The following is a 13,613-nucleotide window of genomic DNA, read 5'->3' as shown; positions in this document are numbered from 1 at the left end:
CAGCAAATGAAGGGAAGTTTCTCTTTTTAGCAGACCTTCTTAAAAGCTGAATACTTGCCATTCTTGCGCGCTTGGAGGATTGCGCGTGCCCGTATGAGGCAAAACCAGTAGAATGCTGGGGTAACAAGACCAGGCTGCGGAAAGAGAGGCCCCGACGTGTTGAGCGACATCGAGATTGCCCAGGCGACCACCCCTAAGCATATCGGCGTCATCGCCGAGAAGGCGGGCGTTCCGGAAACGTATTTGGAGCTGTACGGTACGAACAAGGCGAAAGTCGACTACAACCTGCTTGTGCGCGAGGAGCACACGCCGGGCAAGCTTATCTTGGTTACGGCCATCAATCCGACCCCGGCCGGAGAGGGCAAGACCACCACGACGGTAGGCTTGTCCGACGCGCTGGCGCAGCGTGGCAAGAACGTGGTCGTGGCGCTGCGCGAACCGTCGCTCGGGCCCGTGTTCGGTATCAAGGGTGGCGCCGCTGGCGGCGGATACGCCCAGGTTATCCCCATGGAGGATATCAACCTGCACTTCACGGGCGATTTCCATGCCATAGGAGCCGCGAACAACCTGCTGGCCGCTATGCTGGACAACCATATTCAGCAAGGGAACGAACTGGGCATCGACGTGCGCAAGATCACCTGGAAGCGCGTCGTGGACATGAACGATCGCCAGCTGCGCAACGTGGTGGACGGCATGGGCGGCAAAGCCCACGGCTTCCCCCGCGAAGACGGCTTTGACATTACCGTGGCCTCTGAGATTATGGCTATCTTCTGCCTGTCCTCTTCCATCACCGACTTGAAAGAGCGTCTGGCTCGCATCGTCGTGGGCTACACGCGCGACGATGCACCCGTCACGGCGGGCGACCTGAAGGCGCAAGGTGCTATGGCTGCGCTGCTGAAAGACGCGCTCAAGCCGAACCTGGTGCAGACGCTCGAGGGCACGCCGGCGTTCGTGCACGGCGGCCCCTTCGCCAACATCGCACATGGCTGCAACTCCATCATGGCCACGCGCATGGCGTTGGCTCTGGGCGACTACTGTGTGACGGAGGCCGGTTTCGGTGCCGATCTGGGTGCGGAGAAGTTCCTGGACATCAAGTGCCGCCTGGCGGGGCTCAAGCCCGACGCGGTAGTGGTAGTGGCCACGGTGCGCGCGCTGAAGAACCACGGCGGCGTGGCGAAAGCCGATCTGAACGAGGAGAACCTGGCTGCTCTCGAAGCCGGTCTGCCGAACCTGTTGCAGCATGTGGAGAACATCACGCAGGTGTACCAGCTGCCGTGCGTCGTGGCCGTCAACGCGTTTCCGACCGACACGCCGGCCGAGCTTGCGCTCGTGGAGCAGAAGTGTCGTGAGCTGGGCGTGAACGTGGCACTGTCCGAGGTGTGGGCGCGCGGTGGCGAGGGTGGTCTAGCCCTGGCCGACGAGGTGGTGCGCCTGTGCGAGGAGCCCAACGACTTTGCGTTCTCCTACGAGGACGATCTGTCGCTGGCTCAGAAGATCGAGGCCATTGCGACGCGCGTGTACCGGGCCGACGGCGTGGACTTCGAGCCGAAGGCTGCGGCCGAGTTGCAGAAGCTGGAGAAGCTGGGCTTCGGTGGTATGCCCGTGTGCATGGCGAAGACGCAGTACAGCTTCTCGGACGACCAGACAAAACTCGGTGCGCCGCGTGGCTTCCGCATCACGGTGCGCAATGCGAAGGTGTCGGCAGGTGCGGGCTTTGTGGTGGCGCTGACGGGCGACATCATGACCATGCCGGGGTTGCCTAAGGTTCCGGCAGCCGAGCGTATCGATGTTGACGAGACAGGGAAGATTTCGGGGCTCTTTTAACCTGCGAGCTGCTTCGCTTCGGCGACGTGGTGATGGAGAGTTTTTGGAAGGGAGTTTCGCGTGGATACGACCTTTATTGATGAATTAGCCGGATCCGCTCCGACACCGGGTGGCGGCGGGGCTTCGGCTTACGTGGGGGCGCTGGCTTGCGCGGCGGCTTCCATGGTGGGGAACTTCACGGTGGGCAAGAAGACGTACGCCGACGTGGAAGAGCAGGTGAAAGATTCGCTCGTGCGGCTGGAAGGGCTGCGCGGGCGTTTGGTCGAACTGGTGGGCGAGGATGCTCGGGCCTTTGAGCCGTTGGCGGCGGCGTACCGCATGCCGAAGGATACCGACGAGGAGAAGGCTGCCAAAAACGAGGCCTTGCAGGCAGCGTTGTATGCGGCGTGCGACGTGCCGATGGAGATCATGCGGGCGACGGCTTCGGCGGTGGACGAGATCGACTTCTTGGCTCACCATGGCAGCAAGATGGTTCGCTCGGATGCGGGCGTGGCGGCGGCGTTTGCCCGCGCAGCGTCCGACGGCGCCAGTTTGAACGTGTTCATCAACGTGGCCTCTATGGACGATGCCCAGGCGGTCGCGCGCTACCGGGGCGAGGCCGAGTTGCTTGCCGCTCGCACGCGCGAGCGTTGCGACGAGCTGTTCGATTTTGTGAAAACTGCTGTTTCCTAAAGGAGCTGAAAACCGTATGGCCGATCTGTTGTTGGGCAAGGGTGTCGTTGACCGCATCGCCGCCGATCTGGGACCGCGTATCGAGGCGTTGAAGAGCGCCGGCGTGCAGCCTACCTTGGCCCTTGTGCGCATGGGCGAGCGCCCCGACGACTTGTCCTACGAGCGCACGGCCTGCAAGCGCGCCGAGTCGCTGGGCATTGCGGTGCGCTCGATCGTGCTTGACGCGGCGGCCTCCCAGGGGGAGCTGGAGGCGGCGCTGCATACCGCAAGCAACGATGCGGGTATCCATGGCTGCCTGCTGTTCCGTCCGCTGCCGGCGCATATCGACGACGCGCGTGCCTGTGCGGCGCTCGCTGCGTCCAAGGATATCGACGGCATCACGCTGGACTCGTTGGCCTCGGTGTTCACCGATGGTTCGACGGGTTTTCCGCCTGCCACGGCGGCGGCTTGTATGGAAATGCTCGCCTGCTACGACGTACCGCTGGAAGGAAAGCATGTGGCGGTGGTAGGGCGCAGCCTGGTGGTGGGCAAGCCGGTGTCCATGATGCTGCTGGCGAAGAATGCCACCGTGACCATGTGCCATTCGCGCACAGACGACTTGGCGGGTGTGTGCCGTGCTGCTGATATCGTTATCTGCGCGACAGGTCGGGCCCGTATGTTCGGAGCCGACTACTTCAGCCCGGGCCAAACGGTGCTGGATGTGGGCATCAATTTTGACGACGAGGGGAATCTCTGCGGTGACGTGGACTTCGACGCGGCCGAGCCTGTCGTGGCGGCTATCACGCCGGTGCCACGGGGTATCGGCACCGTGACTACGTCGGTGACGATGGCGCATGTGGTGGAGGCGGCCGAACGCTTGCTTGCCGCGCCTTCCGGCGGGGCTGTCGAAGGGGAGAATCGCTAGCGTGTTAGGGGCGTATCCGGTAAGCCGCAAGTTCGTCATGGCCGATCCCAGCGTGTGCATCGGCTGCAAAACATGCCTGGCTGCCTGTCTGGTGCGCCACGACGTGTCGGACGACGTGGCGGTACCGCGTTTGGCGCTGGTCACAACGCGTACTATTTCTGCTCCCGTGGGCTGCCATCACTGTGCCGAGGCACCCTGCGCTGATGCCTGTCCGACGGGCTGCCTTTACGTCGATGACGAGCACGTGGGTGTGCATCCCGACAAGTGCATCGGCTGCCGCAACTGCGTGTTGGCCTGCCCCTACGGTGCGGTCGATATCGTCACCCGCCCCGCCCCTCCCGAGCCGGCGCCCTCGCCCAAGGCGGAAGATGCCGCGACTGCTCCCCAGGCTGCGGGCGAGGAAGCTGCCCGCATTCCCGACGCTAAAGCAACCGACAAGCCCAAGCCCAGTGCCCGGGACCGCGTTCGCGCGCGTGCCAAAAAGCGTCGCAGCACGGTGTCCACGGTCGTGAAGTGCGACTTGTGCATCGACCATGCAGACGGTCCGGCCTGCGCCGCGGCCTGCCCCACGAAGGCTCTGCGCCTGATTGACCCGCAGATGCTGGAGCGCGGCAAACAAGCGAAGCGCAAGGCTGCTGCCCGTGCGGCAGCATCGTTTGCAACCATCACGCTCAACGCCGACCTGGACGAGGAAAGGTAAGCCCCATGGAGAAGCACATGGCCGTATGCCCGTACTGCGGAGCGGGATGCAAGATGAACCTCGTGGTAGAAAACGGCCTGGTCATCGAGGTCGAAGGGCTGGACGGTGTCACGAACGAAGGTGAGCTGTGCCTGAAGGGCCTGTACGGCTACGATTTCATCAACGATACGAAGATACTCACGCCGCGCCTCTACCATCCTATGATCCGCCGCGAGAAGGGCGCACCGCTTGAGCGCGTGAGCTGGGATGAGGCACTGGATTTCACCGCCAGCCGCCTGCGGACCATTATCGAGGAGCACGGCCCCCAAGCGGTCATGCTCACGGGATCGTCGCGCGGGGCTGGCAACGAGGCCAATTACGTGATGCAGAAGTTCACACGCGCCTGCTTGGGCACGAACAATATCGACAACTGCGCTCGTACCTGCCATGCGGCCAGCGTCATCGGCCTCATGGAATGCGTGGGCTCTGGTGCCATGAGCGTGAGCATTCCTGTGCTGGAGCGCACGGATTGCATCCTGCTCATTGGCTACAACCCGGCGGCGAGCCATCCTATCGTGGCGCGTCGTATCGTGCGTGCGAAAGAGCGCGGGGCTCAGTTGATCGTGTGCGACCCGCGCGTTATCGAGTCAGCCCGCATCGCCGATATGTACCTGCCGCTGGAGAACGGCTCGAACCTGGCGTTGGTGAACGCCCTAGCCTATACCGTCATCGACGAGGACTTGGCCGACTGGGATTTCATCGACGAGCATACCGAGGGCTTTGACGACTGGTGGGCCGTGGTGCAGAACTATGCGCCCGAAGACGTGGCTGCCACGTGTGGCCTGCCCCCCGAGGTCATCCGTCAGGCGGCGCGTCGCTATGCCACGGCGAAAACGGCCGTGATCGGTTGGGGTATGGGGGTGACGCAGCAGGTGCAGGGCGTGCAGACCGTGCGCGCTATCGCAGCGCTGGCGCTGATCACGGGACACATCGGCAAGCCGAACAGCGGCCTGGCCCCCGTGCGCGGCCAAAACAACGTGCAAGGTTCGTGCGACATGGGCATGTGGCCGAGCCTCTATCCCGGCTATCAGCGCGTGGACGATCCGGCGGTGCGTGCGAAGTTCGCCGCTGCTTGGGGTGTTCCCGAAGAGCATTTGTCGCTCGAAGAGGGCTGGAAGCTTACCGACCTGCCACATGGAGTGGCCGACGGCACCATCCGCGCGTTCTACAACTTCGGCGAGGATCCGCTGCAGACCGAGCCCGATACGGCCCAGATGCAGCGCACGCTGGAAGGGCTCGACCTGCTTATCAGCCAGGACATCTTCATGACGCAGACCACGGCGCTGGCCGACGTGGTGCTGCCTGCCACTTCGTGGGGCGAGCACGACGCCGTGTTCACCGCCTCCGACCGTTCGTTCCAGCGCACCACCGCCGCACTGCCGCCCAAGGGCGAGTGCCGCCACGACTGGGAGATATTCGCCGACTTGTCGACGCGCATGGGCTACCCTATGGCCTATCGCGACACGGAAGAGATTTGGAACGAGGTACGCTCGCTTTGCCCGCAGTTCGCCGGAGCTACCTACGAGAAGATGGCGGGCCTCGGCTATGCCCAGTGGCCCGTTTTCGCCGAGGCGGCGGATGACCCGAACAACAACGGAACCCCGGAGCTGTTCGAGGGCGGAACCTTCACCACGCCGGATGGCAAGGGCCACCTGTGTGCGGCCGAGTGGCGTCCTCCCACCGAGGAGCCTGATGATGCCTATCCGCTGGTGCTGTGCACCGTGCGCGAGGTGGGCCATTACTCGTGCCGCTCGATGACCGGCAACTGCAAAGCGCTGGCCGCGCTGGCCGACGAGCCTGGTTATGTGAGCATCAGCCCCCAGGACGCCGACGCGCGCGGCATCGACGAAGAGCAGCTGGTGTGGGTGTACTCGCGCCGCGGCAAGATCATCGCGCGTGCGGCCGTGGACGAGCGCATCAACGACGGTGCCGTATACATGACCTACCAATGGTGGGTGGGGAAGTGCAACGAGCTGACTATCCATGCCACCGACAGCGAATCCGGCACACCCGAGGACAAGTACAGCGCCTGTCAGGTGGAGGCTATTCCCGACCAGGCAGGGGCCGAGCAGCATTTGCAGAAGATGTACCGCGACCTGAAGGCTCACCTTGCCGCCGAGGCCGACCGGCAGAACCTGCCGGCGGGCGATGCCGGTGCGGAGGCTGCGGGCGACGAGGCTGCTGCGGGCGAGATCGACGGTGGCGAGGCGGTTGCAGGTGAGGCTGCTGGGGGCTCGCAGGCTGGCGCCCCCCGCGCAAGCGCCCCGTTGCCCGGCAGGCCCTCGACGCTGAACCCGGCGTTGCTCGGCGGCGATGATGAGGAAACGTTCGTATGAACCGCTTCGTCGTATCTGACCCTGCACGTTGCATCGGCTGCGGTGCCTGCCGGGTAACGTGCAGCGAGGCGCACCGCAAGCGTGCGCTGCGCCCGGCATCGCGCATCTCGCTGGTGAAGACGCGCGAGGTTTCTGCGGCGGTGACCTGTCATCAGTGCGAAGGCGCCCCGTGTCTGTCCGTGTGTCCCGAAGGGGCTATCGTGCAGGAGCGTGATCGTTTGCAGGTGGACGAGGGACGCTGCACGGGTTGTCTGCTGTGCGCGCTCGTGTGCCCGTTCGGGGCGGTGTACCCCTCGGCTCCCTCGACGGCGCACGTGAAGGCGGCCCCCTACAGCCGCGCCTCGTCGGCGCGCTCGGCAGGTCTGCTGCGGCAGAAGGAAACCGGCGCGTACACCGGAGTCGTCGTCTGTGACCTATGCGCGAAGGCGCCCGATGGCCCGCGCTGCATCGACGCCTGTCCCACAAAAGCCCTGTCGCTGGTGGACGAAAGCGCACTGCGCCACTTGTCGCGAGCGCGGCGCTCCGAGGCCCTCGAAAAATCCCAGGTTGCCATGCAGGGCATAGCCGAGTTGTACGACCTGCTGGAGGCCGAGGAGGTTGCGACAACGTCTGCTGCTGTAGTCGAAGAAGCCGCTTCGTCGACTACGTGCATGCTCGAGGGCACGACCCGCCCGAGCAAAGGAAGCGTCGCGGACGCTTCGTCCCGAAAAGCTGCCGAGGCTGAGAGGTCCCGTGCCGATGGCGAACCAGGCAAGGAGGTGCGCTTGTGAGTCCGATCAAGCCACGGGTCCCCAACCCTATTTCCGGCGGCCGAGCCCATGCTGCCGGACGTTCACGCGGTCTTGCTGGCGGCAACGGCATCGGTGCCGCTCCCGACGTGCAAGGCAAGCCCCACCACGACTTCGGCCGCTGCATCGCCTGCGCGGCCTGCGCTGCGGCCTGCGAGACGAATGCCATCCGCATCTTCATCGACGAGGACGAAGGTATGCTGGTGTGGACGCTGGACCTGGCCGATTGCACCCAATGTGGTCGTTGTTGCCCGGTGTGCCCGACCGGCGCCATGGATCTTATCCCCGGCGCCGACTTTGCCGACGACCCCGAGCCTCCCAAGCGCTGCCTGTTCGCCCTGCGCGAATGCGCCTCGTGCGGCCGCTATTACGCCACCAACAAGGAAGTAGAGTACGCCAACGCCCTGCTCGCGCAAGAGGAGCACGCCGACGCTGCGCGTGCTCTCGCGCTGACCGGCATCTGCCCCGACTGCAAGCGCATCCATGACGCGAAAGCCGCCGCCCGGCGCTCGGGGATGAGGCGGGGCGCATAAAAGCGGCAGGTGCAGGTGGGCCGGCGTTTTTATGGGTAGGAAAGATTATTCGAGAAGAAGGTGCCTTAGCCCAAAACCTCCAGTTCGCGCGGATAGCTGTTCAGTACTTCGCAGCCGTCTTCGGTAACCAGCACCAGGTCCTCGATGCGCACGCCGAACTCGCCCGGCAGATAAATGCCCGGCTCGATGGAGAAGCACATGCCGGCCTGCACGGGCTCGTCGTGGGTTGCGGACACATCGCCGGGTTCGTGCACGTTCAGACCGATCTGGTGTCCAAGGCGATGCGTGAAGTAAGCGCCATACCCGGCCTCCTCGATTACAGCACGTGCGGCGGCGTCCAACTCGCAGAAACGCACGCCGGGGGCTACGAGCGCACGTGCCGCTGCATTGGCGCGCTGTACGATCTCGTGCACCTCTTGTTGCTTGTCGCTCGCTTCGCCGAACACGAAGGTGCGGGTCATGTCGGCGCAATAGTCGTCCTGGCGACATCCCACGTCGAACAGCACCACGTCGCCGTGCTTCAGGGGCGTGTTGTCGGGCCCGTGGTGCGGGTCGGCGGCGTTTGCCCCGAAGCTGACAATGGGTCCGAACGAGCACCCTTGCGCTCCCAGTTCTTGGTAGATGCTCTCCAGCTTGCTTGCCACTTCGGCTTCGGTCACCCCGGCATGCACGAGCTCGCGGAAACGGGCCATGCCTGCATCGTTGGTGCGCGAGGCGGCGCGCATGGCCGCACGTTCGGCGGGGTCCTTGCGCGCGCGGGCATCGTCCACGGCGGCGGAGGCCAGCACAAAGCTGCTCGCGGCGTTGGCTTCCATCAGCGGAATGAGGAAGCGCGCGGTAAGCACCTTGTCGCAGCCGAGCGGTTCGCTTGCGTCGCAGCGCTCTGCCAGCAGTGACAGGGGATTGTCCGTGTCCGTGAACCACTGCACCTCGCACGGCAGATCATCGGGGATGAGGAACAGCTCGTTCATGAACAGCACCGGATTACACCCCTGCGCAAGCAGCAGCCCCAAGAAGCGCTCGTCGGGCTCGACATAGGCGCCGGTCAGATATTGCACAGAACGCGGGTCGCTCACCAGCATCTGCGCAAGACCCACGTGTTCGAGGTTTTTCATGACGGTTTCGATACGCTGCTCGTACATGGACTCTCCTGTCGGTCGAAAGATGGTTGAGAAGATGATAGAACAAAAGAAGGGTGCCGTGCGCTGTATTCCGCAAAGCGGCGTTTGGGACGCGGTAGGTGCGGCTTCGATTTTAGGGGCAGCTGCTCTTGTGAGTCGCAATGCTTTGCGTCTGCGGCTCGCAGGAAAAGGGACGGTTGTCTCCGGAAAGGTTGTCGCCGGTTGTCGCCGATGGAGGATTCTCGTTTCCCGTACGTGTTTAGTGGATGCCAAGCCGCAGGTGGCGTATCATGCACAGCATGGCAAACGGACTTACCTATATGCGCAAGACTACGTCCACGGAGGCGACGAAGCAGTTGGCTTCTACGCTGGCTCCCTACCTGCACGCAGGCGACGTCGTTGTGCTCTCGGGCGACCTGGGCGCGGGAAAAACCCAGTTCGTGCAAGGGGTAGCTGCTGGATTGGGCGTACACGACCAAGTGACCAGCCCTACCTTCAACATCTTGCTGCAATACCCGGGTGGCAGTTTGCCGTTGTACCACTTTGATTTGTATCGGCTGGAAGATCCGGACGAACTCGAGGATATCGGCTACTACGAGACCATCGACGGCGACGGTGTTTCGTTCGTCGAATGGGGCGAGAAATTCTCGGAATCGTTGCCGTGCGGCTATCTGGAGCTATCCTTCACCGTCGACGAGGACGGTAGTCGCCACGTTTGCGCACAGTCGTTCGGCGACCGTGCGCGTCAGCTGCTGTTCGTATGGGCGAAGGATTCGAAGTCGCGCCTCATGAAAACGGCAGGGTGACGCAGGTGGGTCAGGATCAGCTTGGGTCGTCGCGTGCGACGGCTGCTTTCGACGGGCGTCGGCGCTATGCGCTCGCCTTCGATACGGCAAACGAGGTTATTGCTATTGGGATCGGCAACTTGTGTGCTGATGATCACACCGTTCATCCGATTGCTTCAGCGGAGGCCTCCGCTCACCGCGTTTCCAATACCCAGCTTCTGCCGCGCATCGAGGCGCTTTTGACCGAATCGGGTATTGCTCGCGACCAGCTGGCCTGCGTCGTGTGCGGGCGGGGTCCGGGGTCGTTCACTGGCGTGCGCATCGCCATGGCGACCGCCAAGGGCATCGCCTCGGCTTTGGGCGTTGCTTTGGTGGGCGTGTCGTCGTTGGATGCCGTGGCGTGGAACGCCTATGCTGCGGGTGCGCGCGGTGCACTCGCTGTGGTGGCGGATGCTATGCGCAAAGAAGTGTACCCGGTGCGCTATGCGCTGGGCGATGGCGGTGTCCGGCGGCTTGAGGCCGACCGCGTGCTGAAAGCCGAGCTTGCGGCGGAAGAGCTGGCTGCAGACGGGAGCGAACTGCTTATTGCCGGAGATGCGCTGGCCAAGTATGCCGAACTGTTCGCGCCTGCAGGCGCAACGCTGCCGGAGCATCTTTGGGCTCCGACGGGCTGTGGGCTTTTGCTGGCGTTGCAGGCGGCCTGGCGCGGCGGCGAGGCCGACCCGCTTGACGCGCATCGCCACAATCCGGCGTTTGCGCTTCCCGTATACACCCGCTTGTCCGATGCCGAGGAAAACGAGCGCATCCGCCTGGCGAAGAACGATCCGAAGAACCTGGCAGCAGGCGTGCAGGAGGTGGCGCAACGCCGCGATCAGCGTGCAAGCATGCACGATACTGCCGTTTTGAACGCACGTCCCGCGGCCGACGGCATCACGTACAAGCCGCTTGATGCTGCGCATGTTGCGTCGGCGGCGGCGCTTGACGCGCAGGTGCTGAGTGAGGATGCATGGAGCGCCCGGCTTATCGCAGATGAGTTGCCACGCGCCGACCGCGTGTGGTGGGCCGGGTACGAGGGGGAAGCGCTCGCCGGTTACGCAGGTGGCTGGGTCGTCGACGGGCAGGTGCAAATCCTGAAAGTGGGCGTCGACCCTTCCCAGCGCCGCCGTGGCATCGCACGCGAGCTGCTGGCCCGCGTAGCAGCCGATGCGCGCGATCTGGGCGCAACCTCGTGCTCGCTTGAAGTGCGTGCGGCCAATAGCGGCGCGCAGGCGCTCTACGAGGCTGTTGGCTTGCATTCCGTGGGAAGGCGCCCGCGCTATTACGCCGACGGCGAGGACGCCGTTATCATGGAAGGCCCGCTTCCGCTGGCCGGACACGATGTGGCCGGCATGGAGCTGCAGGTTCAGCCTCTCCAGCCAGGAAGGGCCGCAGCTGTCGGTGATCAGGTCGCAGGTGGCACGGCGTCGTGCGACGCTGCGGAGGCTTCGCTGAGAGTGCCTTCTTCACTTTCCCGACCGCTTATCCTGGCCATCGAGTCTTCCTGCGACGAGACGGCTGCCGCCATCGTCGATGGCGCGGGGAACCTGGTTGCCGACGTGGTGGCTTCGCAGATCGACTTCCACGCGCGCTTCGGCGGTGTGGTGCCCGAGATTGCCAGCCGCAAGCACGTGGAGGCTATCTGCGGCGTGTGCGACGAGTGCTTCGACGTGGCGGCGAGGAATCTCGGCGTACCGCGCCTCGCGTGGTCCGATCTCGATGCCGTAGGCGTCACCTATGCCCCTGGCTTGCTGGGCGCACTGGTAGTGGGCGTTGCTTTCGCCAAGGGTGCGGCTTGGGGGGCCGACTTGCCGTTTATCGGCGTGAACCACCTCGAAGGGCACCTGTACGCCAACAAGATTGGCTCGCCCGACTTTGCGCCGCCGGCCATCGTGTCGCTGGTGTCGGGCGGCAACACGCTGTTGGTGCACATGTTGGACTGGGGCGACTACGAGACGCTGGGGGCCACCATCGACGACGCGGTGGGCGAGGCGTTCGACAAAGTGGCAAAGGCGCTGGGTTTAGGCTACCCGGGCGGCCCGGTCATCTCGCGCTGTGCAGCTAAAGGCAACCCGAAGGCCATCCCGTTTCCTCGCGCCATGATGCATTCGGGCGATTTGCGCTTCTCGCTGTCGGGTTTGAAGACGGCCGTCGTCAGCTATATCAACAAAGAGCGCGCCGCAGGGCGCGAGCTTGATATTCCCGACATTGCCGCTAGCTTCCAGCAAGCTGTCGTGGATGTGCAAGTGAAAAAGGCCCGCATGGCGCTCGAGCAAACCGGCGCCCGCGAACTCTGCTTGGGCGGTGGCGTGGCGGCCAATCCGGTGCTACGCGAGGCCTACCAGGCGCTTTGCGACAAGCTTCACGTGCACCTGACGCTTCCGCCCCTCAGCGCCTGCGGCGACAACGCCGGCATGATAGCGCTGGTGGCCCTCGACCGCTACCGTCAGGGAGCGTTCTTCGGCCTCGACGCCGACGCGCAAGCCCACGCCAGCCTGGATGAGGCGTACTAGAGGGCCCTGCTTTCCTGCGGATACACCAGCTTCGCTATCAGCAAGGCGGCCACCATGCAGGCCATGGCGCACCAGAGGGAGGTGGTGAAGCCTGCGGCCTCGTTGATGAACCCCCAGGCAGCAGCACCTATTCCTACGCCGACATCGCATGCGAGCAGATACAGTGCGTTTCCGGCACCCCAGCGCTCCAGAGGTGTGTTCTTCACGGCGACGGTTTGGTTGAGCGGCATGCTGATGCCTAGGCATACGCCGTATAGCAAGCCCGCGGCATAATACGCCAAGGTGTTGAGGGGAGCTGCTTGCAGCAGCAGGAACGCCGCCAGTCCGCAGGCGATGGCAATTGAGAACACCTTGAGAGGCGCCACGCGATCCATGAACGATTGCGACCGCAGACGTACGGCGATCATACTCAGGGCGGAAAGCGTGTAGAACAAGCCGGGGTTTCCCACGCCTACCGAGGTGCCATAGAGTCCGACAAAGAAGATGCCGAACCCGAAAACCGGACAGAGCATCAGCATGGGCAAAGCGCCCGGCAAGGCGCGCCGCTCAAGGGCGTCGGAGAGGCGAAACTTTCCCGCCGGTTTCCGCGGTCGCTCCGCCTGCCTACGATAGGCGGAGGTCGGCGGCAGCTTTTCTGGGTGGCGTTCGTAGCGGCAGAGCGCCGCCACGAACAGGCCGACTATGGCTACCGCGGCAAGCCCCAGGTACAGGTTCTCGTGAGGGTCGGTGGCAACCAGCGCCAACGCGAACGCCGGGCCAACCGACATGGCGATGGCCTGTCCCAAGCCGTAATAGCCGATGCCCTCGCCCATGCGAGAGCGCGGAAGCACGTCGGCGGCAGCGGTGGCCGATGCCGTGGTTGCTGCGGAGAACCCGACGCCCTGCATGATGCGACACAGGACGAAAACGACGTCGTTCGAGACGAACGCGGGCAGGGCGGTGCCTACTGCCAGCAGTGCGGCGCCGGCAAGCAATACGCGGTAGCGACCCGTCCGGTCCACGATAGGCCCGCACACGATGCGCGTCCCGGCGGCAGCCGCCGAGAACACGGCAGCCAAGACGCCGGAAAAGGCAGCGCCGTTGCCGGTGTAGGCGAGGTAGACCGAGGTGCCGGTGTTCACGCCTTGGCTTGTCAGGTAGCAGCACAGGGTCGCGGCTACGATGCAGACGAAAAGAGGTGTCCAGAGGCGGTCTTGGCCACGGTTCGGACGGGCTTCGTCCGCGTCCGGCGAGTCGTCCGCCGAGCACGGCGAAGCGGTAGCCGCTTGCTCGGTACAAGCCGTGTCATCGTCGCTTTGTTGGATGGTGTCGAATGTCATGGTTCCATCCTACGCCATTGTCTGCGATTCGGCATCATGCCAT

Annotated in this window: 11 protein-coding genes; 9 read left to right on the top strand and 2 right to left on the bottom strand. The window is 64.2% G+C overall.

Features of this window, described 5'->3' with window-relative positions; translation table 11 throughout:
- Nucleotides 1-156 precede the first annotated feature (156 nt).
- The 7 genes from RR842_RS00460 to RR842_RS00430 are packed head-to-tail and all read left to right on the top strand — an operon-like array spanning nt 157 to nt 7,796.
- On the top strand, nt 157-1,824 hold the full coding sequence (locus RR842_RS00460) for a formate--tetrahydrofolate ligase (RefSeq protein ID WP_332511724.1): 1,668 nt from the start codon (nt 157-159) through the stop codon (nt 1,822-1,824).
- Nucleotides 1,825-1,884: 60 nt separating this feature from the next.
- A complete protein-coding gene (locus RR842_RS00455; RefSeq protein ID WP_332511725.1) occupies nt 1,885-2,496 on the top strand; it encodes a cyclodeaminase/cyclohydrolase family protein in 612 nt (203 codons plus the stop codon).
- 16 nt (nt 2,497-2,512) lie between these two features.
- Entirely contained in the window at nt 2,513-3,400 is an 888-nt protein-coding gene (locus RR842_RS00450) for a bifunctional 5,10-methylenetetrahydrofolate dehydrogenase/5,10-methenyltetrahydrofolate cyclohydrolase (protein WP_332511727.1), read from the top strand.
- A gap of 1 nt (nt 3,401) precedes the next feature.
- Entirely contained in the window at nt 3,402-4,100 is a 699-nt protein-coding gene (locus RR842_RS00445; RefSeq protein ID WP_332728784.1) for a 4Fe-4S dicluster domain-containing protein, read from the top strand.
- Between the two features lie 5 nt (nt 4,101-4,105).
- Nucleotides 4,106-6,475 carry a formate dehydrogenase subunit alpha gene (gene fdhF / locus RR842_RS00440; RefSeq protein WP_332728783.1) on the top strand — a complete coding sequence of 790 codons (2,370 nt, stop codon included), beginning with the start codon at nt 4,106-4,108 and terminating at the stop codon, nt 6,473-6,475.
- Nucleotides 6,472-7,245: a 4Fe-4S dicluster domain-containing protein gene (locus tag RR842_RS00435; protein WP_332728782.1), complete on the top strand. Its 774-nt coding sequence runs from the start codon at nt 6,472-6,474 to the stop codon at nt 7,243-7,245. The genes fdhF and RR842_RS00435 overlap by 4 nt, the downstream gene beginning before the upstream one ends.
- A complete protein-coding gene (locus tag RR842_RS00430; RefSeq protein ID WP_332511731.1) occupies nt 7,242-7,796 on the top strand; it encodes a 4Fe-4S dicluster domain-containing protein in 555 nt (184 codons plus the stop codon). Before RR842_RS00435 ends, RR842_RS00430 begins: the two co-directional genes overlap by 4 nt.
- Nucleotides 7,797-7,861: 65 nt before the next feature.
- Here RR842_RS00430 and RR842_RS00425 read toward each other — a convergent pair whose 3' ends face one another.
- On the bottom strand, nt 7,862-8,938 hold the full coding sequence (locus RR842_RS00425; RefSeq protein WP_332511732.1) for a Xaa-Pro peptidase family protein: 1,077 nt from the start codon (nt 8,936-8,938) through the stop codon (nt 7,862-7,864).
- 269 nt (nt 8,939-9,207) lie between these two features.
- On the opposite strand from RR842_RS00425, the gene tsaE reads away from it, so the two are divergent.
- On the top strand, nt 9,208-9,723 hold the full coding sequence (tsaE, locus tag RR842_RS00420) for a tRNA (adenosine(37)-N6)-threonylcarbamoyltransferase complex ATPase subunit type 1 TsaE (protein WP_332511733.1): 516 nt from the start codon (nt 9,208-9,210) through the stop codon (nt 9,721-9,723).
- A 5-nt stretch (nt 9,724-9,728) separates the two neighbouring features.
- A complete protein-coding gene (tsaD, locus tag RR842_RS00415) occupies nt 9,729-12,251 on the top strand; it encodes a tRNA (adenosine(37)-N6)-threonylcarbamoyltransferase complex transferase subunit TsaD (protein ID WP_332728781.1) in 2,523 nt (840 codons plus the stop codon).
- On the opposite strand, the gene RR842_RS00410 is transcribed toward tsaD, so the two are convergent.
- Nucleotides 12,248-13,570: an MFS transporter gene (locus RR842_RS00410; RefSeq protein WP_332521064.1), complete on the bottom strand. Its 1,323-nt coding sequence runs from the start codon at nt 13,568-13,570 to the stop codon at nt 12,248-12,250. The genes tsaD and RR842_RS00410 overlap by 4 nt on opposite strands.
- Nucleotides 13,571-13,613 lie beyond the last annotated feature (43 nt).

This window comes from Gordonibacter sp., from assembly GCF_036667095.1.
Taxonomy (GTDB): Bacteria; Actinomycetota; Coriobacteriia; order Coriobacteriales; family Eggerthellaceae; genus Gordonibacter.
The sequence above is the reverse complement of the archived record's forward strand: the minus strand, read 5'-3'. Positions and strand labels throughout refer to the sequence as shown.